This is a genomic window from Roseomonas mucosa ATCC BAA-692 (genome assembly GCF_000622225.1).
GTDB classification, from domain to species: domain Bacteria; phylum Pseudomonadota; class Alphaproteobacteria; order Acetobacterales; family Acetobacteraceae; genus Roseomonas; species Roseomonas mucosa.
On record NZ_JHWD01000010.1, the window covers coordinates 1 to 21929 of the forward strand.

The 21929-nt window shown below is 70.9% G+C and carries 22 protein-coding genes; 13 read left to right on the forward strand and 9 right to left on the reverse strand.

Features of this window, described 5'->3' with window-relative positions:
* Positions 1–276, forward strand: a 276-nt coding sequence (locus BT98_RS0111855; RefSeq protein ID WP_027297224.1) for a transposase, incomplete at its 5' end; no start/stop codon positions are given.
* A 455-nt stretch (positions 277–731) separates the two neighbouring features.
* On the opposite strand, the gene BT98_RS26140 is transcribed toward BT98_RS0111855, so the two are convergent.
* Complete coding sequence (locus BT98_RS26140) at positions 732–1406, reverse strand: NUDIX hydrolase (protein ID WP_019462688.1); 675 nt, start codon at positions 1404–1406, stop codon at positions 732–734.
* A gap of 196 nt (positions 1407–1602) precedes the next feature.
* On the opposite strand from BT98_RS26140, the gene BT98_RS0111865 reads away from it, so the two are divergent.
* The 8 genes from BT98_RS0111865 (at position 1603) to BT98_RS0111900 (ending at position 8328) form a co-directional block, all read left to right on the forward strand.
* Entirely contained in the window at positions 1603–2055 is a 453-nt protein-coding gene (locus BT98_RS0111865; RefSeq protein WP_026033487.1) for an SUF system Fe-S cluster assembly regulator, read from the forward strand.
* A gap of 22 nt (positions 2056–2077) precedes the next feature.
* The gene (gene sufB, locus BT98_RS0111870) at positions 2078–3589 is read left to right on the forward strand and encodes a Fe-S cluster assembly protein SufB (RefSeq protein WP_027297225.1); all 1512 of its coding nucleotides are present in this window, start codon (positions 2078–2080) and stop codon (positions 3587–3589) included.
* An 88-nt stretch (positions 3590–3677) separates the two neighbouring features.
* Positions 3678–4427 carry a Fe-S cluster assembly ATPase SufC gene (gene sufC / locus BT98_RS0111875; protein WP_019462691.1) on the forward strand — a complete coding sequence of 250 codons (750 nt, stop codon included), beginning with the start codon at positions 3678–3680 and terminating at the stop codon, positions 4425–4427.
* On the forward strand, positions 4424–5731 hold the full coding sequence (gene sufD, locus BT98_RS0111880) for a Fe-S cluster assembly protein SufD (protein ID WP_019462692.1): 1308 nt from the start codon (positions 4424–4426) through the stop codon (positions 5729–5731). Before sufC ends, sufD begins: the two co-directional genes overlap by 4 nt.
* Before the next feature lie 5 nt (positions 5732–5736).
* Positions 5737–6984 carry an aminotransferase class V-fold PLP-dependent enzyme gene (locus tag BT98_RS0111885; RefSeq protein ID WP_019462693.1) on the forward strand — a complete coding sequence of 416 codons (1248 nt, stop codon included), beginning with the start codon at positions 5737–5739 and terminating at the stop codon, positions 6982–6984.
* Between the two features lie 67 nt (positions 6985–7051).
* Positions 7052–7516, forward strand: coding sequence for a Fe-S cluster assembly sulfur transfer protein SufU (sufU, locus tag BT98_RS0111890; RefSeq protein ID WP_019462694.1), 465 nt, complete (start codon positions 7052–7054; stop codon positions 7514–7516).
* Positions 7517–7538: 22 nt separating this feature from the next.
* Complete coding sequence (locus tag BT98_RS0111895; protein WP_019462695.1) at positions 7539–7940, forward strand: SUF system Fe-S cluster assembly protein; 402 nt, start codon at positions 7539–7541, stop codon at positions 7938–7940.
* 16 nt (positions 7941–7956) lie between these two features.
* Positions 7957–8328, forward strand: a complete 372-nt coding sequence (locus BT98_RS0111900; RefSeq protein ID WP_019462696.1) for a HesB/IscA family protein — start codon at positions 7957–7959, stop codon at positions 8326–8328.
* 12 nt (positions 8329–8340) lie between these two features.
* Here BT98_RS0111900 and BT98_RS0111905 read toward each other — a convergent pair whose 3' ends face one another.
* The 4 genes from BT98_RS0111905 to BT98_RS0111920 form a co-directional block, all read right to left on the reverse strand.
* A complete protein-coding gene (locus BT98_RS0111905; RefSeq protein ID WP_019462697.1) occupies positions 8341–9054 on the reverse strand; it encodes a Pr6Pr family membrane protein in 714 nt (237 codons plus the stop codon).
* 68 nt (positions 9055–9122) lie between these two features.
* Positions 9123–10397: a class I SAM-dependent RNA methyltransferase gene (locus tag BT98_RS0111910; RefSeq protein WP_019462698.1), complete on the reverse strand. Its 1275-nt coding sequence runs from the start codon at positions 10395–10397 to the stop codon at positions 9123–9125.
* Positions 10398–10431: 34 nt separating this feature from the next.
* Complete coding sequence (locus tag BT98_RS28420) at positions 10432–10557, reverse strand: hypothetical protein (RefSeq protein WP_019462699.1); 126 nt, start codon at positions 10555–10557, stop codon at positions 10432–10434.
* Positions 10558–10636: 79 nt separating this feature from the next.
* Positions 10637–12733 (reverse strand): DEAD/DEAH box helicase, encoded by a 2097-nt coding sequence (locus tag BT98_RS0111920; protein WP_019462700.1) that lies wholly within the window; start codon positions 12731–12733, stop codon positions 10637–10639.
* Between the two features lie 177 nt (positions 12734–12910).
* Here BT98_RS0111920 and BT98_RS0111925 point away from each other — a divergent pair, with 177 nt between their 5' ends.
* Positions 12911–13687, forward strand: coding sequence for an alpha/beta fold hydrolase (locus BT98_RS0111925; RefSeq protein WP_019462701.1), 777 nt, complete (start codon positions 12911–12913; stop codon positions 13685–13687).
* A 57-nt stretch (positions 13688–13744) separates the two neighbouring features.
* On the forward strand, positions 13745–14143 hold the full coding sequence (locus BT98_RS0111930; protein ID WP_037250698.1) for a methylglyoxal synthase: 399 nt from the start codon (positions 13745–13747) through the stop codon (positions 14141–14143).
* A 12-nt stretch (positions 14144–14155) separates the two neighbouring features.
* Here BT98_RS0111930 and BT98_RS0111935 read toward each other — a convergent pair whose 3' ends face one another.
* Positions 14156–15073, reverse strand: a complete 918-nt coding sequence (locus tag BT98_RS0111935) for a LysR family transcriptional regulator (RefSeq protein ID WP_019462703.1) — start codon at positions 15071–15073, stop codon at positions 14156–14158.
* A gap of 83 nt (positions 15074–15156) precedes the next feature.
* Between BT98_RS0111935 and BT98_RS0111940 the strand changes: the two genes are divergently transcribed.
* Positions 15157–15906, forward strand: a complete 750-nt coding sequence (locus tag BT98_RS0111940; protein WP_019462704.1) for a sulfite exporter TauE/SafE family protein — start codon at positions 15157–15159, stop codon at positions 15904–15906.
* Between the two features lie 25 nt (positions 15907–15931).
* Here BT98_RS0111940 and parE read toward each other — a convergent pair whose 3' ends face one another.
* From parE to BT98_RS0111955, 3 genes are all read right to left on the reverse strand, one after another.
* Positions 15932–17905 carry a DNA topoisomerase IV subunit B gene (gene parE, locus BT98_RS0111945; RefSeq protein WP_019462705.1) on the reverse strand — a complete coding sequence of 658 codons (1974 nt, stop codon included), beginning with the start codon at positions 17903–17905 and terminating at the stop codon, positions 15932–15934.
* Between the two features lie 214 nt (positions 17906–18119).
* Positions 18120–18650, reverse strand: coding sequence for a DNA starvation/stationary phase protection protein Dps (gene dps, locus BT98_RS0111950; protein ID WP_019462706.1), 531 nt, complete (start codon positions 18648–18650; stop codon positions 18120–18122).
* A 92-nt stretch (positions 18651–18742) separates the two neighbouring features.
* Positions 18743–20338 carry an MFS transporter gene (locus BT98_RS0111955; protein WP_019462707.1) on the reverse strand — a complete coding sequence of 532 codons (1596 nt, stop codon included), beginning with the start codon at positions 20336–20338 and terminating at the stop codon, positions 18743–18745.
* A 343-nt stretch (positions 20339–20681) separates the two neighbouring features.
* Here BT98_RS0111955 and BT98_RS0111960 point away from each other — a divergent pair, with 343 nt between their 5' ends.
* Positions 20682–21923, forward strand: coding sequence for a polyhydroxyalkanoate depolymerase (locus BT98_RS0111960; RefSeq protein WP_019462708.1), 1242 nt, complete (start codon positions 20682–20684; stop codon positions 21921–21923).
* Positions 21924–21929 lie beyond the last annotated feature (6 nt).

The window sequence follows — 21929 nt, forward strand, 5'->3', positions numbered from 1 at the left end:
AGGCCGGGCAAACTCCACGCCGATAAGGCCTACGACCACCGTCGCTGCCGCCGGGAGTGCCGCGCCCGTGGCATCACCCCGCGCATCGCACGCCGTGGCATCGAGAGCAGCGCCCGCCTCGGACGACACCGCTGGGTGGTGGAGCGTACCTTCGCCTGGCTCGCCCGCTACCGACGCCTGACCATCCGCTACGAGCGCCGCGCCGACATCCACCTCGCCTTCACCACACTCGCCTGCGCCCTCGTCTGCCTCGGCCAGATTAGGCGGTTCTGTTAGGCGCTCTTATCCCCCGCCCCGCCCACGAAGATCACCACCCGCTTTTCCGGCTGGTTGCCGTTGGCGGGCGCTGCCGGGGCGGCGGGTTGGGGATCGTTGGCGGGGCTGGGGGCATGGGCCGCCTCGCCCCGGCCGGAGGCGCGGGACTGGGTGTAGCCGCTGACCTGTTCGGCATGGCCGTTGCGCTGGCGCTGGTAGGGCGGACCCGAACCTGGCTGCGCCGCCCGTCGCCCCGGCCTGCCTCGTTGGCGGCGACGATCTGGCGCCAGCCCTCGCCGACCCAGGTGCGGAAGGCGCGGCTCTCGGGGTGGCCAGACTGGGTGTAGCGCGGGTCACGCATGGCGGCGCGCAGCTCTTTCTCCGTGATCACCGGCATTCCGGGCCTCCATCTTTCTCACGGGGAGGTTACCGGATGCAATTCAGGGTTGCAAGAATAAAATCCTATTCCGCGATGATCACCGCCTGGACCCGGTGCGTTCCGGCAGCCGGTTGTCGAAGCCGGCGAAGCGGAAGAGCGGCCGGTCGTCCCGTGCCCCGGGCGGCAGGGCGAGGAGGGCGCGGAACTCCCGCAGCACGCAGGCGGTGATGGGGGCCAGGGCATGGCCGGGGCTGCCTTCCACCGGATACCAGCCGAGCTCCTCCAGCTCACCGGAGCCGGCGAGACTGCCGCGCACCGCCTCGGCGGGGGCGAGCAGGAAGCGCGCGTTGAAGCGGATCGGCATGGTGGGGGGCGTGACGGCCCGGCAGAGATAGCCGAGCGGTGCGAGGTCCGGGCGCAGCGTGCCGTCCGGCGTGGCCTCGCCCAGGAGGAGGCCGGTTTCCTCCCGCAGTTCCCGCGCCGCGGCGATGGCCAGGCCATGGGCGGTGCGGGGCGTGGCGCGGCGTTCCAGGGCCTGCCGGGTCGGGGCGGCGAGGGGGGTGAGGGCGGGGGTTCGCCGGTCCGCCGGGTCCAGCCTGCCGCCCGGGAAGACCAGCACGCCGGGCATGAAGCGGTGGGCACGGCTGCGCAGGCCCATCAGTACTTCCACCCCCTGCCGGGACTGCCGCCAGAGGATGAGGGAGGCGGCATCGGCGGGGCGCGCGGCGGCGGCCTTGTTGCGTTCGGGGCCGGTTCTGTCCTGGACGATCATGGGTCCAGCTTGGCACCGGCATGGCGGGAAGGAAATGCGGCGTCGGGCGCGCATGGCGGGTCCTTTCCGGCCGTCCGGCGAATTGCGAACGTCTCTCAAACCATTGCGCGTGCTTGACAAACGGCAGTCCGGCTCGCATCTGGGCCATACCGGACCCCAGAGGTCCAGTATTCCGCTCCCTGCCGGAGGTCCTGCCGTGCTGCGGTTGTCGAAACTGACGGATTACGCCATCGCCGTGCTGGCCCGGCTGGGCCAGGAGGGCGGGTTGCGCACGGCCCCGGAGCTCGCCGCCGGCACCGGCCTGGGCGAGCCGACGGTGTCCAAGGTACTCAAGACCCTGGGCCATGCGGGCCTCGTGGAAGGGGTGCGCGGCTCGCGCGGTGGGTACCGCCTGGCACGGCCCCTGTCACGTATCTCCCTGGCCGAGGTGGTGGTCGCCATGGATGGGCCGATCGCGCTGACCGCCTGCGTGGACGCCTCCGTCAACAGTTGCGACGCCGAGGCGCTCTGCCCCGTGCGTGGGCGCTGGAACCCGGTGAACGACGCGATCCGCGACGCCCTGGCTTCGGTGTCCCTGGCCGACCTGACGGCCAATCCCTGTCAATCGCATGGCCGCGCCGCTTTGCCGGTGCCCGCCGCCGCGCAGTAGCTGAAAGAGCGAGGACAACGAGATGCCCGCCGTCTCCGAGACGATCGACGCTGTCCAGTCCGTCACCCACTCCACCTACAAGTGGGGCTTCGAGACGGATATCGAGATGGACATGGCCCCCAAGGGGCTGAACGAGGATATCGTCCGCTTCATTTCCGCCCGGAAGGGTGAGCCGGAATGGCTGCTCGACTGGCGCCTCAAGGCCTTCGCCGCCTGGAAGAAGATGGAGGAGCCGCGCTGGCCCGCGGTGAAGTACCCGCCGATCGACTACCAGGACGCCTACTACTACGCCGCGCCGAAGCAGAAGGCCGCGCCGAAGTCGCTGGACGAGGTCGATCCGGAGCTGCTGAAGACCTATGCCAAGCTGGGCATCCCGCTGAAGGAGCAGGCGATCCTGGCGGGCGTCGAGGGCGCGGGCGAGATGCCGGCCGATGCGGAGCGGGACGACGGGCGCGTGCCGGTGGCGGTGGACGCGGTCTTCGACAGCGTGTCCGTGGCCACCACCTACAAGGCGCGGCTGGAGAAGGACGGGATCATCTTCTGCTCCATCTCCGAGGCGGTGCGCGAGCATCCGGAGCTGGTGCGGCAGTACCTGGGGACGGTGGTGCCGGCGGGGGACAACTTCTTCGCGGCGCTGAACTCGGCGGTCTTCACCGACGGGTCCTTCGTCTACATCCCCAAGGGCGTGCGCTGCCCGATGGACCTGTCCACCTATTTCCGCATCAACGCCAAGAGCACGGGCCAGTTCGAGCGGACCCTGATCATCGCCGACGAGGGCGCGACGGTCTCCTACCTGGAGGGCTGCACGGCGCCGCAGCGCGACGAGAACCAGCTCCATGCCGCGGTGGTGGAGCTGGTGGCGCATGACGACGCCACCATCAAGTACTCCACGGTGCAGAACTGGTATCCGGGCGACGAGAACGGCAAGGGCGGCATCTACAACTTCGTCACCAAGCGGGCCGCCTGCCGCGGCAAGCGCTCCAAGGTGAGCTGGACGCAGGTGGAGACGGGCTCGGCCATCACCTGGAAGTACCCGTCCTGCATCCTGCAGGGCGACGACAGCGTGGGCGAGTTCTACTCGGTCGCCATCACCAACAACTGGCAGCAGGCCGATACCGGCACCAAGATGATCCATCTGGGCGCCAACACGAAGTCCACCATCGTGAGCAAGGGCATCAGCGCCGGGCAGGGGCAGAACACCTATCGCGGCCTGGTGAAGATCAGCCCGAAGGCGAAGAACGCCCGCAACTTCACGCAGTGCGACAGCCTGCTGATCGGCGACCAGTGCGGCGCGCACACCGTGCCGTATATCGAGAACCGCTGCATCTCGGCCAAGGTGGAGCACGAGGCGACGACCTCGCGCATCGCCGAGGACCAGCTCTTCTACTGCCGCCAGCGCGGGCTGAACCAGGAGGAGGCGGTGGGCCTCATCGTGAACGGCTTCTGCCGCGAGGTGCTGAAGGAGCTGCCGATGGAATTCGCCGTCGAGGCGCAGAAGCTGCTGGCGATCAGCCTCGAAGGCTCGGTGGGCTGAGGCATCCGCCCGTTCGGGGCAAGAGAGGAACAGGCCCGGCCGTGGCGCACCTGCGTGTGCCGCGCCGGCGCCGGATGGGATAAGAGCGATGTTGAAGATTGAAGGGCTGCGGGCCGAGATCGACGGCAAGGAGATCCTGCGCGGGATCGACCTGGAGGTGCCGACGGGCGAGGTGCATGCCATCATGGGCCCGAACGGTTCGGGCAAGTCCACCCTGTCCTATGTGCTCTCGGGGCGCGAGGGATACGAGGTGACGAGCGGCACGGCGGCGTTCGAGGGACAGGACATCCTGGAGATGGAGCCTGAGGAGCGCGCCGCGGCGGGGCTGTTCCTGGCCTTCCAGTACCCGGTGGAGCTGCCCGGCGTGGGCAATGCCAATTTCCTCCGCACCGCGCTGAACGCGCTGCGCCGCTCGCGCGGCGAGAGCGAGCTGGACGCGATGCAGTTCCTGAAGCTGGCGCGGGACCGGATGAAGAAGCTGTCCATGCCCGAGGACATGCTGAAGCGCGGCGTCAATGTCGGCTTCTCCGGCGGCGAGAAGAAGCGCAACGAGGTGCTGCAGATGGCCCTGCTGCAGCCGAAGCTCGCCATCCTGGACGAGACGGATTCCGGCCTGGATATCGACGCGCTGAAGATCGTGGCCGAGGGCGTGAACGCCCAGCGCGGGCCGGATTTCTCGGCGCTGGTGATCACCCACTACCAGCGGCTGCTGGACTACATCGTGCCGGACCGGGTGCATGTGCTGGCCAATGGCCGGATCATCGCCTCCGGCGGGCCGGAGCTGGCGCATCGCCTGGAAGCCGAGGGCTATGCCACGGTGATCGAGGAGGCCGCGTGACCGCGCTCCCCGCCAACACGCCCGGCGGCACCAGCTTCCTCGCCCGCTACGAGGGGCTGCGTGACCGCCTGCCGGGCCGCAACATCCCCGCCATCCACGCGCTGCGCGAGGCGGCGGCGGAGATCCTGCGCACCACCGGCCTGCCGACGCGCCGCGTCGAGGCCTGGCGCTACACGGACATCACCGCGGTCAGCCGGGCGGAGTTCCGCGAGCCGCTGCTTTCGGTGGAAAGCGGCCCCCCCCTGCCGGCGAAGCGCTGCGAATACCGCGCCGTCTTCCTGGACGGCCGCTTCCAGCCCGAGCTGTCGGAGCTGCCGCCCTACGCGGCCCCGCTGAGCGAGCATCTGGTGGCGGCCGCCGGACTGCTGGGCGAGGTGGACGCGCTGCGCCCGGCCGAGGCGCTGAACGCCATGCTCTTCGAGGACGGCCTGTTCCTCGACCTGCCGGAAGGTGCCGGGGGCGGGGAGCTGGAGCTGCTGACCGTGGCGACCGGCCCGGTGGCCATGGCCTATCACCCGCGCCACGTCATCCGCCTGGCGCGCGGTGCCTCGCTGATGCTGCTGGAAACGGCGATGGGGCCGGAGGGCAGCCAGCACCTCCACAACCCGGTCTTCGACATCGCCGTGGCGGAGGACGCGCGCATCGTGCATGTCCGTGCCCAGCGCGAGCCGGTGGATGCCTTCCACCTCGCCCATGTCAACGTCCATGTCGCGGCGCGCGGGGTCTATGACGGCTTCGCGCTGAACGCCGGCGGGCGCGTGGCGCGGTCCGAGATCCGGCTGCGGCTGGACGGGCCGAGGGCGGAGGCGCACCTGAACGGCGCACAGCTCGCGGCCGATGGGCAGGTGGCGGACATCACCACCGCCATCGACCATGCGGCGCCGGACTGCCCCAGCCGCCAGACGGTGAAGACCGTGCTGGCCGGGCGTTCGCGCGGCGTGTTCCAGGGCAAGATCCTGGTGCGGCAGGCGGCGCAGAAGACCGACGGCTACCAGATGAACCAGGCGCTGCTTCTGTCCGAGCAGGCGGAGATGGACAGCAAGCCGCAGCTGGAGATCTATGCCGACGACGTGAAGTGCTCGCACGGCGCCACGGTCGGCGCGCTGGACGAGGAGCAGCTCTTCTACATGCGCTCCCGCGGCATCCCGGCCGATGCGGCGCGGGCGATGCTGGTCCGCGCCTTCCTGGAGGAGGCGATCGAGATCGTGTCCTCCGAGACGGCGAAGGCCGCGCTGGAGGAGGCGATCGCCATCTGGTGGACGCGCCACGGCATCGGCACGCCGGGCGAGGGGGAGGCGGCGTAAAGGCCATGGACGGTTCGGTTGCTTCCGCCGGTTTCGACGTGGCGCGGGTGCGGAAGGATTTCCCGATCCTTTCCACCACGCATCGCGGCAAGCCGCTGGTCTTCCTCGACAGCGGCGCCTCGGCCCAGAAGCCGCGCGCCGTGATCGAGGCGATGAAGGAGATGATGGAGACCGCCTATGCCAATGTGCATCGCGGCGCCTATCACCTCAGCGAGCAGGCGACCGAGGCCTACGAGGCCGCCCGCCGCGCCGCGGCGCGCTTCCTGAACGCCGCCGACGAGCGCGAGATCGTGCTGACCGGTACCGGCTCCACCCAGGCCATCAACCTCGTCGCCCATTCCTTCGGGCGCGGCGTGCTGAAGCCGGGGCAGGCGGTGCTGGTGAGCGAGATGGAGCACCACGCCAACCTCGTCCCCTGGCAGATGCTGCGGGACGCGCATGGGGTGGAGCTGCGCATCTGCCGCGTCACCGATGCGGGCGAGCTGGACATGGCCGACCTGGAGGCGAAGCTCGCCGACGGGAAGGTCGGGCTGGTCTCCATCGCCCATATGTCCAACGTGCTGGGCACGGTGGTGCCGGCGCGGCGGATCGTGGACCTTGCCCATGCCCATGGTGCGCGGGTGATGTTCGACGGCTCGCAGGGCGCGGTTCACCGCAAGGTGGACGTGCAGGCGCTGGGCTGCGACTTCTACGTCTTCACCGCGCACAAGCTCTACGGCCCCACCGGGCTGGGCATCCTCTACGGCCGGATGGAGGTGCTGGAGCAGATGCCGCCCTTCCTGGGCGGCGGCGACATGATCACCGAGGTGACGCTGGAGCGCTCGCTCTTCGCCGGGCCGCCGCTGCGCTTCGAGGCCGGCACGCCGCCGATCATCGAGGCGATCGGGCTGCACGCCGCCATCGACTATGTCGAGGCGATCGGCATGGAGGCGATCGAGGCCCATGAGCGCTCCCTGGTGGACCATGCGATGAAGCGTCTGGGGAATATCGACGGCGTGACCCTGCTGGGCCGGGCGCAGGACCGGGGCGGGGTCTTCGCCTTCTCCCTGGACAATGCCCATTCGCACGACCTCGCGACGCTGCTGGACCGGGCCGGGATCTGCGTGCGCTCCGGGCGGCATTGCGCGGAACCGCTGCACGCCCGCTTCGGGGTGGAGAGCACCTGCCGCGCCTCCTTCGGCCTCTACACGACGCATGAGGAGGTGGATTATCTCGCCGAGGCCGTGACCAAGGCCCGGGAGTTCTTCGCGTGAGGCCCGGTTCCGGGGCAGGCTGTCCCGGGCCCGGCCGCTCTGCCCTGCGGGGCCGGGGAGTGCACTGATGTTCGACGATCTTCGCGACCTCTACCAGGAGGTCATCCTGGACCACGGGCGCAAGCCGCGGAACTTCCGCCGGCTGGAGGATGCCGACCGCCACGCGCGGGGCGACAACCCGCTCTGCGGCGACCGGATGGAGCTCTGGGTCAAGCTGGACGGGGACGGCCACATCGCCGACGCCGCCTTCCAGGGCAAGGGCTGCGCCATCTCCATGGCCAGTGCCTCGCTGATGACGGAAACGGTGCGCGGCAAGAGCGCCGCCGAGGCGAAGGAGCTGGGCACGAAGTTCCGCGAACTGGCGATGACAGGCACCTGCCCCGATTGTGGCGCCGACCTTGCCGAGGAGATGGAGCGTCTCCAGGTTCTGGGCGGTGTCGCCGAGTATCCGAGCCGCGTGAAATGCGCGACGCTCGCCTGGCACACGCTGAATGCCGCCCTGGAGGGCGCGAAGGAGGCGTCGAGTGAGTGACACGCCCGCCAAGGAATCCCCCGTGACGGAGGAGAATGCCGGTTCCGCCGCGCCGCAGCCGGCCACCGGTTCCCATGGCGTCTGGACTCCCGATGGCGAGGTGCCGCCGGCCGCGCCCGAGGGCGTGCAGGAAGACGCCGTGCTGAACGCGCTGAAGACGGTCTTCGACCCGGAGATCCCCGTCGACATCTACGAGATGGGGCTGATCTACGCGGTGGAGATCGGCGAGGACGGCACGGTCAAGGTCGAGATGACGCTGACCACGCCTTCCTGCCCCTCGGCGCAGGAACTGCCCACGATGGTCGAGGAAGCGGTCCGCACCGTGCCGAATGTGAGCGATGTGGAGGTCGAGGTCGTCTGGGACCCGCCCTGGGACCCGTCGCGGATGAGCGAGGATGCCCGCCTCGCCCTGAACATGTATTGAGAGAGGTTGTCCCCCCATGAGCACGACGACCGAGACCACGTCCAGGCCGAAGCGGTCCCTGCCGCCGCTGATGTCGCTGTCCGACGCCGCCGCCGAGCGGCTGCGCCGCCTCTACGAGAGCGGCGAGAACGGCAAGTACCTGCGGATCGCGGTGAAGACCAAGGGCTGCTCCGGCATGGCCTATGACCTGAACTGGGTGGACGAGCCCGGGCCGGGCGACGAGGTGGTGACGGACAAGGGCATCACCATCCTGGTGGACCGCAAGGCGACGCTGTTCCTGATCGGCACCACCATGGACTACGAGGTGAAGACCATGTCCGCCGGCTTCACCTTCGTGAATCCGAACGAGAAGGGCCGCTGCGGCTGCGGCGAGAGCTTCCACGTCTGACCGGGGCGGCTGTCAGACCGCCACTTCATCCTCCGCCTCGGCATCCCTCCCGGCGGGGGCGAGGCGCGTATCCAGCCGCACCAGGGCGAAGGCGACGGCCAGGAAGCCGGCCGAGATGACCAGTGTGTTGAGCCCGGTCCGTGCCCAGCCGATCGTCGCCACGTCGATGAAGGGATAGGCGTATCGGCCGCCGAGCTCGCCCCGCAGCAGGGCATAGGCGAGATAGACCAGCGGGTAGATCGCCCAGATCAGCGGATCGTGCCCGCGCAGCCGCCCCTTGGGCATGAACAGCAGCCAGAAGAGCGGCACCAGGGCCGGAATGGCGTCATGCATCAGCATGTTGGCGGTGCGCGCGAGATCGTCGTCCAGCACCGGCACATGGCCGCGCAGCAGCAGCGCATAGACCACGCCCACCAGCATGATCGCCAGCGTCGTGCCCCCGACCAGGCCGGGCGCGGCGAAGCCGGGGCGGCGCAGGGCGATGCCGCTGAAGACCGTGGCCACCACGAGGTTGGTGGTGATGGTGAAATAGCCGAGCAGGACCCAGAGCGCCGTGACGACGGACTGCGTCCGCTCCAGCAGCGATATGAACTGCAGCCCGAGCCCGAGCCAGGCGAGCACGGCGATCAGCGCCGCGAAGCCGGTGGCGGCCTGGCCGAGGGGAAAGTGGCTGGCGGGGAGGGTCTGCTCCGTGTCCGTGTGGAGGGGGGTAGGGTCGGCGTGCAACTTGGATTGGAATCCGGGAAATTGGAGGTGAGAGCGGGGACCTCGGGGGTCAGCCTGCCAAAATGCCCTCAGCCCCGGGCGAATGCCACCACCGATTCGAGGTGCGGCGACCAGAGGAACTGGTCCACCGGCACGGCGGAAACGGCGTGCCAGCCGCCGCGCTTCAGCAGCGCCGCGTCGCGCGCCAGGGCGACGGGGTTGCAGGAGACGTAGATCACCCGCTCGACCCGGCTCCGGGCGATGATGCCGATCTGCTCGGCGGCGCCGGCATAGGGCGGGTCCAGCACCACGGCGGCATAGGCGGCGAGCTCGGCCGGCAGCAGCGGCTGCCGGGCGAGGTCGCGGCGCTTCGCCTGGACACGGCGCATGGCCTTGTTGGCGCCGGCGGCGAGCGCCGCGACCGCCTCGGCCTCGCCCTCGAAAGCGTCCACCCGGGCATGGCGGGCCAGGGGAAGGGACAGCGTGCCCACCCCTGCGTAGAGATCCGCGATCCGGGCCTTGGCGGGCAGCCTGCGCGGCAGGGCCGCCAGCACGGCCGCGACGATCGCGGCCTCGCCTTCCGGCGTCGCCTGGAGGAAGGCGCCGGGCGCCGGGGGCACCGCCACACCATCGAGCATCAGCGAGACGCCGCCGCTCTGCGCCGCGATCTCCGGCGCGCCCTTGTCGCGGGCCCAGGCGATGCGGGGGATGCCATGGGACTCGCCGAAGGCGGCCAGGGCCTGCCGGTCCTGTGCGGTCAGGGGCGCATCGGTGCGCAGCAACAGGTCCGGCCCGGTGTCGAGCAGGTTGACCAGGGCCGAGGCTTCCCGCCGGAAGCCGCGCAGCCGGGCGAAGAGGCCGCGCAACGGCTCCAGCAGCGCCAGGATTGCGGGGTCGAGCACGTGGCATTCCCGCATGTCCACCACCTGCGCGCCGGCACGCTCGTGGAAGCCGATGCGGATGCCGTCCGCACCCTGGCGGATGGCGAGGTCGGCGCGGCGGCGCGTCGCGGCCGGGCAGGGAGCGAGCGGGGCGACGGGCGTGTCGGCAAAGCCGGCACGGGCCAGCGCCTCGGCCAGCCGCGAGGCCTTCCAGGCGCGATAGGCCGTGCCGTCCCAATGCTGCAGGGCGCAGCCGCCGCAGGTGCCGAAGTACCGGCAGGGCGGGACGGCGCGCTCCGGGCTGGGGCGCAGGACCGCCTCGGCCCCGGCCAGCACGGCCTCGCCGCGCTTGCCTGCGATGCGGGCGAGGACCCGTTCGCCCGGCAGGGTGAAGGGCAGGAAGGCGGCCTGCCCATCCGGCAGGGTGGCGACGCCGTCCCCGCCCGAGCCCATGCCGGTGATGTCGAGTTCGATCGTGCTCACGCTTCGTCCAGATGCAGGGTGGTGAGCCAGCCCATCAGCACGATGGCCGCGAAAGCCGTGTCGCCAGGATGTTGGGCACCGCCATGATGCCGCTCAGCGGGAAGGCGGGCGCGATCGCGAGCTGGATGGTCCGCTCGATATCGAGGATGTCACCGCCCAAGGGAGGCCCCTTCCGGAAGACGCGGCGCCGGGCCTCCATGCCCCCGGGACGGGGCAGGGAGCGCACCGGCGCCGTGGGATCAGGCCGCCTCGGATTCCGGCGACGCGGCTTCCTCCACCCGGCGTGGGCGGGGGATGGGGATCAGCATGAAGGCCGGCACGTTGTCGCCGAAGCCCAGCACCGGCGGGCCCAGGTCGTCGCGGTCGCGGCGGGAGGGGTAGCGGTCCTCGTGGCGGCCACGGTTGCCATAGCGGCTCTCGCGATCCGCCTCCGCGCTCTCGCGGCGGGTGGGCGCCGCCTCCGGTGCCGTCTCGCGGCGCGGACGCTCGGCGCGCGGGGCCCGGTCCTCGCGGGGCGCCCGGTCCTCGCGGGGCGCACGCTCCTCGCGGGGCGGGCGGGCCTCCCGGGGGGCGCGCTCCTCGCGCGGGGCCTTCTCCTCACGGGGTGCGCGCCCTTCCTCCCGGCGGCCCGGGGCGGGGCGGACGGAGCGGGTGCGGGAGGCGGGTTCCTCGCGCCGGCCGCGTCCGCCGCGCGGGCTGCGGGCGGCGGCTTCCATCTCCTCCTCGGAGACGGGATCGACGCCGTCGATCTCGATGCGGGGGATGGGGTTGCCGGTCAGCTTCTCCACCGCCTGGAGCAGCTTGGCGTCGTCCGGCGTGGCGAGGGTATAGGCATGGCCCTCGCGGCCCGCGCGGCCGGTGCGGCCGATGCGGTGGACATAGTCCTCGGAATGGAAGGGCACGTCGAAGTTGAAGACATGCGACAGCCCGCCGATGTCGATGCCGCGCGCCGCCACGTCGGAGCAGACGAGGAGCTGCAGCTCATCCGCCTTGAAGCTGTTCAGCGTGGCGAAGCGGGCGGACTGGTCCATGTCCCCGTGCAGGGAGCCGACCGAGAAGCCGTGCTTCTTGAGCGACTTGTAGAGGATGTCCACGTCGCGCTTGCGGTTGCAGAAGATCAGCGCGTTCTTCACCTGCTCCCGCCGGATCAGGCGGCGCAGCGCCTCGCGCTTCTCCATCGTGCGGCAGAACACCACGCCGGCGACGATGGTGGTCGCCACCGAGGCCGCGCGGGAAACCTTGATCTCCTTCGGGTTGCTCAGGAAGGCGTCGGCGAGCTTGCGGATCTCCGGCGCCATGGTGGCGGAGAAGAACAGCGTCTGGCGCAGGGGGGGAAGCATGCCGACGATGCGCTCGACATCGGGGATGAAGCCCATGTCCAGCATCCGGTCGGCCTCGTCGATGACGAGGATCTTGCAGTCGGCGAGCAGGATGCGGCCACGGTCGAACAGGTCCAGCAGCCGGCCCGGCGTGGCGATCAGCACGTCCACGCCCTGGTTCAGGATGGCCTTCTGCTCGTCCATGCTCTCGCCGCCGATCAGCAGCGCGTGGTTCAGCTTCAGGTGCTTGCCGTACTTCACGAAGTTCTCGGCGACCTGGAGCGCCAGCTCGCGCGTCGGCTCCAGGATCAGCGAGCGCGGCATGCGGGCCTTGGCGCGCGAGCCGGACAGGATGTCCATCATCGGCAGGACGAAGGAGGCCGTCTTGCCGGTGCCGGTCTGGGCCACGCCGAGCACGTCGCGGCCCATCAGCACCACGGGAATGGCCTGGGCCTGGATCGGCGTCGGGGTGACGTAGCCGGCCTCGGCGATGCCCTGGAGAAGGGGCTCGCTCAGGCCGAGATCCGAGAAGGGCGGCAGGGGCTCTTCCGGCTCCGCGGCGGGCGCGGCCGCGGGCTGGCCGGATTCGGCTGGCGCCCCGGTTTCGGCTTCCGGCGCGACATCCTTGGGGGCGGCAGCTTCCGGGGCGTCGGCGGCGGCGGCCGGCTCATCCGACAGCGGCCCGGCCACTTCCTCGGCGAAATGGCCGGTCTCGGCGGCGGAAGCGCCCGGAACCTCGTCACCCTCGCGCGCCGGCACGGTCTCGCCCGGCAGCGTGGCGCCACCCTCGGGCGGGACATCCGGATTGGGCACCACGGCGTTCTCGTAGAACTGCTCGGGCGTTTCCTCGGTGCTGCCCTCGCCGGGGCGCTCGGGCTCGAAGGGGGTGCTCTCTTCCTGCTCCGGCGTGGTGCCGTCGGGCATCATCGGGCCGGGCTGGCCGGCATGGTCATGGCCGGTGGCGTCCGGCTTGTCGCTGTGGTCCGCCGCCGCGGCAGCGTTGCGCGTCTCGTTCAAATCTGATCGGTCCTGCGGCGCCCGACGGAGGACCGCCAGGCATGTTATGCCGCGGCCTTTCCGCGGCTATCCTCTTCTGCAGCTTGGGTGTCGCGCCAACACGGTGGCGGACAGGCCGAGGGACCGGCAAACGGTCCCGCCCAGCCCAGGCTTCGCCGCATATGCGCGCATGGCCCCGTGAAAGCAAGGTTTTCGGCGCTGGACGGGCATTCCGGCATCGCCTATCGCCGGGGCGTGAGCACGCGCATTCCCCTTCTCCTGTTGCCCGGCCTGCTGAACGACGCCCGCCTCTGGCACCACCAGGTGGCGGCGCTGGCCGGTATCGCCGAAGGCCGGGTGCCCGATCTCAGCCTCGACGACAGCATGGCGGCCATCGCCGCCCGGGTGCTCGCCGCGGCGCCGGAACGCTTCGCCCTCGCCGGCCTGTCGATGGGCGGCTACGTGTGCTTCGAGATCATGCGCCAGGCGCCGGAGCGCGTGCTGCGCCTTGCCCTCTTCGACACCTCGGCGCGGGCGGAGGCGCCGGAGCAGGAAAGGCGACGGCGCGGGCTGATGTCGCTGACCCGGGGCAGCGCGCCGGACCGGTTCCGGGGCGTCACGCCGCGCCTGATGCCGCAGATCCTGCACCCCGACCATCTGGACGAAGGCGGCGGGGGCGAGCTGGGCCAGCTCGTCACCGACATGGCGATGGCGGTCGGGCGGGAGGGTTTCCTGCGGCAGCAGACGGCGATCCTGGGGCGCCCGGATTCCCGTCCCGGCCTCGGCGCCATCAGGGTGCCGGTGCTGGTGGCGGTGGGGGAGGCGGACGCCATGACCCCGCCCTTCCTGTCCGAGGAGATCGCGGCCGGCATTCCTGGCGCCGCCCTGCACCGGGTGCCGCGCAGCGGGCACCTGCCGCCGCTGGAGAATCCGCCCGTGGTGAATGCGCTGATGCGGGACTGGCTGCTGGGCTGACGCCCGGCGCCGGGCTGCGGCATGATGCGGGCCGTTCCCGATCGGAGTCGCATGGCGATGAGCATCCTCGACCTCGCCCTGGTGGCGCATGACACCAAGAAGGACGCGCTGATCGCCTGGGCGGAGCGGCACCGCTCCCTGCTCTCCGGCCACCGCATCCTGGCCACCGGCACCACGGGCCAGAGGCTGAAGGAGGCCATCCCCGAGCTGAAGGTGGAACGTGTGCTGAGCGGCCCCCTGGGGGGCGACCTCCAGATCGGCGCCCGCATCGCGGAGAAGCGGGTGGACGCGCTGATCTTCCTGATCGACCCGCTCTGGGCGCAGCCGCACGAGCCGGATGTGCGGGCGCTGATGCGGATCGCGGCGGTGCATGACGTGCCGATGGCGACCAACCTCAGCACCGCCGAGGCGCTGGCCGCGACCTGGCCGAAGGTGACGGTGCTGGCCGGCGGCTGAACCGCCGGGGCGTCACGCCCCCGGGGCGGGGGGCTCGGCCGGATCCCCGGCGATCAGGTGCTCCACCAGCCGCCGGGCATGGACCGGCAGGGCATCCAGCCGCCGGACGCAGAGCACCAGCCGGCGCAGGGCCCAGGGATCGGCGAGCGGGGTGACCGCCAGCGCCATGTCCCGCTGGCAGCGCCGCGCCACGACCTCCGGCAGCACGGCGATGCCCACCCCGGCCTCCACCATGCGGGCGAGCGCGTTGACGGCGCGCAGCCGGACCCGGAAGCGGGGCACCCGGCCGAGACGGGCCGCCTGCTGCGACAGATGCGCCGACAGGGCGTTGGCGGCGGGCAGACCGACGAAATCCTCCCCCAGCACCTCGGCGAAGCACAGGGCGGATCGCCCTGCCAGCGCATGGTCCTGCGGCAGCAGCAGCACCAGCCGGTCGGTGCGGAAGGGATGGGCCTCCAGCCCTCCGGTCCCCGCCTCCCCCGACAGGATGCCCGCCTCCGCCACGCCCTGGGCGATGGCGGCGGCGATCTCCTGGCTGGGGCGTTCCTCCAGGTCGAGGTCGATGCCGGGATTGGCCGCCAGCCAGCCCGCCAGGGCCGTGGGCAGGTGCTCCTCGATGGCGGCGGTGTTGGACAGCAGGCGGACATGGCCGCGCAGGCCGCCCCGGGCATGGTCGCGCAGCCCGCCCCGCAGCCGCTCCATCTCCTCCAGCACGCGGCGCGCATGGTGCAGCAGGGTCTGGCCCGCCGGGGTGGGGCGCACGCCGCGCCGGCCGCGTTCCAGCAGCGGCGCGCCGAGCGCCGTCTCCATGCCCCGGACGCGGGCACTGGCCGAGGCCAGGGCCAGGCCGGTCCGCTCCGCCCCCGCGGTGATGCTGCCGGTCTCGGCGATCGCCGCGAAGAGCCGCAGGTCGGTCAGGTCGAAATGCATGGACCCCTGCCTACGCCTGGGACGAAGCCTGCCTCAAGCATTCCCGCATTGTGGGAAGGCGACGCGCGGATCAGCCTCCCGCCATGGACCTTTCCCTTTCCCTGCTTGCCGGCGTGGTGCCGGTCTTCCTCCTGGCCGGATTCACCAAGGGTGTGACCGGGCTGGGCCTGCCCACGGTCGGAATGGGGCTGCTCAGCCTGTTCATGGCCCCGGCCCAGGCCGCCACGCTGGTGATCCTGCCTTCGCTGCTGACGAATTTCTGGCAGATGACGGGGCGCGCCCTGCCGGGGCTGCTGCGCCGCCTCTGGCCGATGCTGCTGGCGACCGTGCTGGGCTGCTGGTCCGGGCGCGGGCTGCTGACAGGGGGCTCCGCCTGGATCGGGCAGGGGACGTTGGGGATCGTGCTGGTCGCCTATGCGCTGTTCGGCCTCTCGCCGCTGCGCCTGCCCTCCGTCCCGCCCCGGTGGGAGGCATGGCTCGGCCCGCTCGCCGGCTTCTGCACCGGGCTGCTCACCGCCGCCACCGGTGTCTTCGTCCTGCCGGCGGTGCCCTATCTCCAGGCCCTGTCGCTCGAACGCCTGGCTCTGATGCAGGCGCTCGGCCTTTCCTTCACCACTTCCACCCTGGCGCTGGCGGCGGTGCTGGCCGATGGCGGCGCGCTGGACGGCGCGGGAGCGGCGGGCTCGGCCCTGGCGCTGCTGCCGGCCCTTCTGGGGATGCTGCTGGGCCAGTGGCTGCAGGGGCGGCTGCGCCCGGCGGTCTTCCGGCGGGTCTTCTTCGGTGGGTTGCTGCTGCTCGGCGCCCATCTCCTCCTGCGCGGCCTGCTCGGCTGAGCAGGCCGCACGGGAAGGGGATGCGTCAGGCGTCCACCGCCTCGGCATCCAGCCTGGCGGCGTTCTCCTGGATGAAGCGGAAGCGGAGTTCCGGCTTGCGGCCCATCAGCGCCTCCAGCAGTTCCGCGGTCTGGGCGCGCTCCTCGGGGGGGAGGACCACCTTGAGCAGGGTCCGCTTGCGCGGGTCCATGGTGGTCTCCTTGAGCGACATGGGCGGCATTTCGCCCAGGCCCTTGAAGCGGCTGACCTCGACCTTCTGGCTCGGCTTGAAGCTCCGCTTCCGCACCCGCTCCAGGTCCGCGTCGTCGCGGGCATAGACCGAGACGGCGCCGGATTGCAGGCGGTAGAGCGGCGGCTGCGCCAGGAAGACCCGGCCCTGGCGCACCAGCTCCGGCAACTCCTTGTAGAAGAAGGTCATCAGCAGCGCGGCGATATGCGCCCCGTCCACGTCCGCATCCGTCATGATGACGACGCGGCCATAGCGCAGGCGGTTCATGTCGAAGCGCTCGCCGGCGCCGCAGCCCAGCGCCTCGATCAGGTCCTTCAGCTCCTGATTGCCGCGCAGCTTGTCGGCGGAGGCCGAGGCGACGTTCAGGATCTTGCCGCGCAGGGGCAGCACCGCCTGGGTCTGGCGGTCGCGGGCCTGCTTGGCGGAACCGCCGGCCGAATCGCCCTCCACCAGGAACAGCTCGGTCGCCGCGGCATTCTCCAGCGAGCAGTCGGCCAGCTTGCCAGGCAGGCGCAGGCGGCGCGTCGCCGACTTGCGCGGCGTGTCCTTCTGCTCGCGGCGGCGCTGGCGTTCCTCGGCCCGCTCGATCGCCCAGGCGAGGAGGTTGTCCGCGTTGCGCGTGTCGCCGGTCAGCCAGTGGTCGAAATGGTCGCGCAGCCCGGCCTCGACCAGCTTCGCCGCCTCCGGCGAGGTCAGCTTGTCCTTGGTCTGGCCCTGGAACTGCGGGTCGCGGACAAAGACCGAGAGCATCCCGGCCAGCCCGCCGAACAGGTCCTCGGCGGTGACGCCGCCGGCCCGCTTCTCCTTCTTCAGCTCGCCATAGGCGCGCAGGCCCTTCACCAGCGCGTTGCGCAGCCCCGCCTCGTGCGTGCCGCCCAGCGGCGTCGGGATGGTGTTGGCATAGGCGCTGAGGAAGCCGTCCCCCTGCTCCAGCCAGGTCACCGCCCATTCCGCGCGGCCCTGGCCGTCGGGAAAGGAGACCTCGCCCGACCAGGGGGCGGGGACCACCGTGGCGCGGTTCTCCACGGCGGCGGCCAGGAAGTCCGACAGCCCGCCCGGGAAATGCAGCGTGGCGGCGGCGGGGGTCTCGTCCCTGATCAGCTCCGGGTCGCAGGACCAGCGGATCTCCACGCCCTTGTAGAGATAGGCCTTGGAACGGCAGAGCCGGTACAGGCGGGCGGGGGAGAAGAGCTGCTTGCCGAAGATCTCCTGGTCCGGCGTGAACCGGATCGTGGTGCCCCGCCGGTTCTGCACCGGACCGGCGTTCTTCAGCTTCGTGACCGGCTTGCCGCGCTCATAGGCCTGGGTGAACAGGGTGCGGTCGCGGGCGACCTCCACCTCCATGCGCTCGCTCAGCGCGTTCACCACCGAGGAGCCGACGCCGTGCAAGCCGCCCGAGGTGTCGTAGGCCTTGCCAGAAAACTTGCCGCCCGAATGCAGCGTGGTGAGGATCACCTCCAGCGCCGAGAGCTTCGGGAACTTCGGATGCGGATCGACCGGGATGCCACGGCCATTGTCGCGGACGGTCAGCCGGTTGCCGGGCTCCAGCGTGACCTCGATGCGGTCGGCATGGCCGGCCACCGCCTCGTCCATGGAGTTGTCGAGAATCTCCGCCGCCAGGTGGTGCAGCGCGTTCTCGTCGGTGCCGCCGATATACATGCCCGGGCGCCTGCGGACAGGCTCCAGCCCCTCCAGCACCTCGATATCGGCCGCGGAATAGCTCTGGTTTGCGGGCCCCTTCTGAGGGCGGCCGCCGAACAAGTCGTTCATGTTGTGTTCCGGTCCCCCGCCGGGAAAATAGGCCGTGCGGACCGGAACCGCAAGTTTCGCGGACACGAATGGGCGGATTTCCGCCCGTTACAGGGAAGGACAGGAAAAACCCCTCCGCCCTGGCCAGAGACCAGCGGGAGGGGCTTCGGGAATCCCGGAACGCGATCCGGGTGCCGCGTGCCGCCGGGGGGAGGCCCCCGGCGGGCGGCCGGGATCAGGTGCCGTGGCCGTGGAGGTGGGCTTCCAGCATCCACAGGTTCTTGTCGATGGCGCGGGACAGCTCGGTCAGCAGGTCGGCCGTATCGGCGTCGCCCGCATCGTCGGTCTCGTCGATGCCGTCGCGCAGCGCCTTGCCGACCTGGGCATAGCGGTCCGCCAGCTCCTTCACATGGCCGATGCTGTCCAGCAGGTCGGCCGGATAGGGCGGCAAGCGGGTGGTGTTGGCAAGGTTCTGCGTCGTGCCGTTCGCCACGCCGCCCAGCAGCACCATGCGCTCGGCGAGCATATCGGACTGCTCGTTCAGAGCGTTGTAGAACTTCTCCAGCATCTCGTGCAGGCCGATGAAGTTCGTGCCCTTCAGGTTCCAGTGCGCCTGCCGGGTGGCGTTGTAGAGATCGATCGAGTCCGTCAGCAGCGCCTGGAGCGTGGTGAGCGAGACATTCTTGGCGTTCTCGCCGACGCTGTTCCGGGTCGGCCAGCGGGTGCCCGAATAACCCGTGTCACCCTTGCTCTGAGTCTTGGCCATGGAATCGACTCCTTGAGGTGGTCCGTGTGGATCTTTATCCGGAACGCCGTGGCGTTCCGCTACCGCGCCAGCGCGTGGCGTGGATGAAGGTTTCAGGGCTCCAGGCTGAGGAAGCGCTGCGCCAGGGCGGGCTCGCTGCCGCGGTGCAGCGCGGCGGCGCGGGCCAGGATTGCGGCATCCGCATCGGTCATGCGCCCGGCCTCCCGCAGGTGCTCCGTCCACGACTCCATGGTCCAGAGTTCCACGAAGCGCTCCGGATGCGCGACATCCTCATAGAGCCGCCAGTTCACCGCCCCGGCCCGCATCCGCACGCCCCGGACCTCGCGCATGGCAGCCAGGAACTCGGCGCGGTCCACCTCGGGCACGAGGTAGCGGACCGACTCCATGACCGGCAGCGCGTCGCGCGCCAGGACGGGCGCCAGGCCGGGATCGGGGCTCTCGGGCGCCGGGTGCAGGATGTCCGCGCCGGGCGGGGGCGGGGGCGGCGGGTTCTCCATGGGCAGGCGCCGCAGCGCCCAGGCGCCGAGGGCGCCGCCGATGCCGAAGCCGGCCAGGGTGGCGGGGATGCCGAAGGCCTCGCCCGCCGCGCCGGACAGCACGGAGCCCACAGCCATCGCCCCGAAGGTGGCCACCTGATAGAGCCCCATCGCCCGCGCCCGCACCCAGGATGGGGCCGAGAGCTGCGCCGAGGCGCCGAAGGTGCTGGCCGCCGAGATCCAGCAGGCGCCATAGACCAGCATGGCCAGGATGGCCGGCAGCCAGTGGCGCGACAGCCCCAGCACCACCAGCGCCACGCCCATGGCGGCGGTGCCCAGCACCACCAGGGTGGAGAAGCTCATCCGGCTGCGCAGCGCCGGGAGCAGGAAGCCGGCGCAGACCGCCCCGGTGCCCATGGCCGCCAGCATCAGCCCGAAGGCCTCCGGCCCCAGGCCGAGCTGGCGCCGCACCAGCAGCGGCAGCAGCCCCCAGATCGCCGCCCCGGCGAAGAAGGTGACCAGCGAGCGCAGGATGGTGCCGCGCAGCGCCGGGCTCGCCACCACGAAGCGGACGCCGGTCCGCATGGCGGACAGGAAGTGCTCGTTGGGCAGGCGCCCGGCCGGGGCCTGCCGCCGCCACAGGAACAGCGCCACCACCAGCACCAGCACGCAGGCGGCGTTCAGGGCGAAGGTCGCCTGCGGCCCCGCCACGCCCATCAGCAGCCCGCCCAACGCCGGGCCGAGGGCACGGGCGAGGTTGAAGCCGATGCCGTTCAGCACGATGGCTTGGGCCAGATCGGCACGCGGCACCAGTTCCGGCGTCACGGCGGAAAAGGCCGGGAAGTTGATGGCCGAGCCGATGCCCAGGGCGAAGGTCAGCGCCAGCAAACCCCAGGGGCCGATCAGCCCCACAGCCGCCAGAAGGCAGAGCAGCAGGGCGGAAAAGCACATCCAGAGCTGCGCCCCGATCAGGAAGCGCCGCCGGTCGAGGATATCGGCCAGCGCCCCGGCCGGCATGGCCAGCAGGAAGACGGGCAGCAGGCTCGCCGTCTGCACCAGGGCGACCATGCCGGGGCGCCCGTCCAGGATGGTCATCAGCCAGCCGGCGCCCGTGTTCTGCACCCACAGGCCCATGTTGCTGAACAGCGTCGCCGTCCACAGCAACCGGAAGTTCGGATGACGCAGGGGCTGGAAGGCGGCTGGCAGCGGCATGGGACTCGGGGACCGGCTTCTGGCTTGGACGGAAGACCGGCTTAACCCGTCGGGCGGGGTGGCGCGACCCGCGCCGTGAGGCGGGAAAGGTCCGGGGAGGAAAGGGCAGGGGCGGGGCGAGCCATGATGGAGGCGATGGGGCTGCCATGCCAGCCCTTGCATCGGGGGCAGGGAGCGTACCATATTTTGATACACGCCACGCATCCCCCCAATATCGGCGTGCGTTCATTGCGTACATCATTCGTCCACTTTGATGGATCACAGTCACGGGCAAGAAAAGCAACCGCAGCGTGTTCCGCGACCGTCCTTGACGACACGGCAATGCAGGGAGAGTGCCAGAACCATGTTCTATGACGCCTATCAGGCGCAGCAGGATATCCTTGCGCCGTTCCAGGGCTTCGCACGCGGAAGCAGCCGGCTTCTCCGCCAGTTCGACGAGGCCATGCCGGGCGTCTTCCCCCTGCGCCACTGGGCGGCGATGTTCGACATCCTGGGCGCGGCCCGGACGACGCATGAGCGCCCGCCCTTCGGCTTCACCTCGGTCCAGGTCGATGGCGAAACCGTCGCCGTGACCGAGGAAGCGGTGCATGCCATGCCCTTCGGCACCCTGCTGCGCTTCCGCAAGGACACGAAGCGGAAGCAGACGCCGGTCCTGCTGGTGGCGCCCATGTCCGGCCACTTCGCCACCCTGTTGCGTGGCACGGCGGCGACGATGCTGCCGGACTACGACGTGCATATCACCGACTGGCACAATGCCCGCGAGGTCCCCGTCAGCGCGGGCTCCTTCGGCTTCGACGGCTTCGTGGCGCATATCGCCGGCTTCCTGCGGGCGATGGGACCGGGTGCGCATGTGGTGGCGGTCTGCCAGCCGGCCGTGCCGGTGCTGGCCACGGCCGCGCTGATGGCGGAGGAACGCGACCCCGCCCGGCCGCGCAGCCTGACGCTGATGGCCGGGCCGATCGACACGCGCGTCAACCCGACCTCCGTGAACGAGCTCGCGACCTCCCGCCCCATCTCCTGGTTCGAGCAGCACCTGATCTCCACCGTCCCCTGGCGCTTCGCCGGGGCGGGGCGCCGCGTCTATCCCGGCGTGCTGCAGCTCACCGCCTTCCTGAACATGAACATGGACCGGCATGTGAAGGCCTATGCCGACCAGTTCCGCCATCTCGTCTCGGGCGAGGAGGAGGCGGCCGCGGCGCACCGCAAGTTCTACGACGAGTATCTCGCGGTGATGGACCTGCCGGCGGAGTTCTACCTGGAGACGGTGAAGATCGTGTTCCAGGACCACGCCCTGCCGCTCGGCAAGCTCACCGTCGGCGGCCGCCTGGTCCGGCCGGACCTCATCCAGGACATGTCGGTGCTGACGATCGAGGCGGAGCGCGACGACATCTGTTCCGTGGGACAGACGGCGGCGGCGCTCGACCTGTGCTCCGGCCTGCCGGCGGAGCGGAAGCGCAACCATGTGCAGAAGGGCGTCGGCCATTACGGCGTCTTCAACGGGCGCCGCTGGAACACCGAAATCTACCCGATGGTGCGCGAGACCATCGAATCCGCGAACCACGCGGCGGAAGCCACCGCCGCCTGACCCGGC

Bases quoted from the DNA above. Each gene is read 5' to 3' on its own strand.
- BT98_RS26140 (WP_019462688.1), bottom strand. From the start codon at position 1,406: ATGATCGTCCAGGACAGAACCGGCCCCGAACGCAACAAGGCCGCCGCC.
- sufB (WP_027297225.1), top strand. From the start codon at position 2,078: ATGCCCGCCGTCTCCGAGACGATCGACGCTGTCCAGTCCGTCACCCAC.
- sufC (WP_019462691.1), top strand. From the start codon at position 3,678: ATGTTGAAGATTGAAGGGCTGCGGGCCGAGATCGACGGCAAGGAGATC.
- BT98_RS0111885 (WP_019462693.1), top strand. From the start codon at position 5,737: ATGGACGGTTCGGTTGCTTCCGCCGGTTTCGACGTGGCGCGGGTGCGG.
- sufU (WP_019462694.1), top strand. From the start codon at position 7,052: ATGTTCGACGATCTTCGCGACCTCTACCAGGAGGTCATCCTGGACCAC.
- BT98_RS0111900 (WP_019462696.1), top strand. From the start codon at position 7,957: ATGAGCACGACGACCGAGACCACGTCCAGGCCGAAGCGGTCCCTGCCG.
- BT98_RS0111930 (WP_037250698.1), top strand. From the start codon at position 13,745: ATGAGCATCCTCGACCTCGCCCTGGTGGCGCATGACACCAAGAAGGAC.
- BT98_RS0111935 (WP_019462703.1), bottom strand. From the start codon at position 15,073: ATGCATTTCGACCTGACCGACCTGCGGCTCTTCGCGGCGATCGCCGAG.
- BT98_RS0111940 (WP_019462704.1), top strand. From the start codon at position 15,157: ATGGACCTTTCCCTTTCCCTGCTTGCCGGCGTGGTGCCGGTCTTCCTC.
- parE (WP_019462705.1), bottom strand. From the start codon at position 17,905: ATGAACGACTTGTTCGGCGGCCGCCCTCAGAAGGGGCCCGCAAACCAG.
- dps (WP_019462706.1), bottom strand. From the start codon at position 18,650: ATGGCCAAGACTCAGAGCAAGGGTGACACGGGTTATTCGGGCACCCGC.
- BT98_RS0111955 (WP_019462707.1), bottom strand. From the start codon at position 20,338: ATGCCGCTGCCAGCCGCCTTCCAGCCCCTGCGTCATCCGAACTTCCGG.
- BT98_RS0111960 (WP_019462708.1), top strand. From the start codon at position 20,682: ATGTTCTATGACGCCTATCAGGCGCAGCAGGATATCCTTGCGCCGTTC.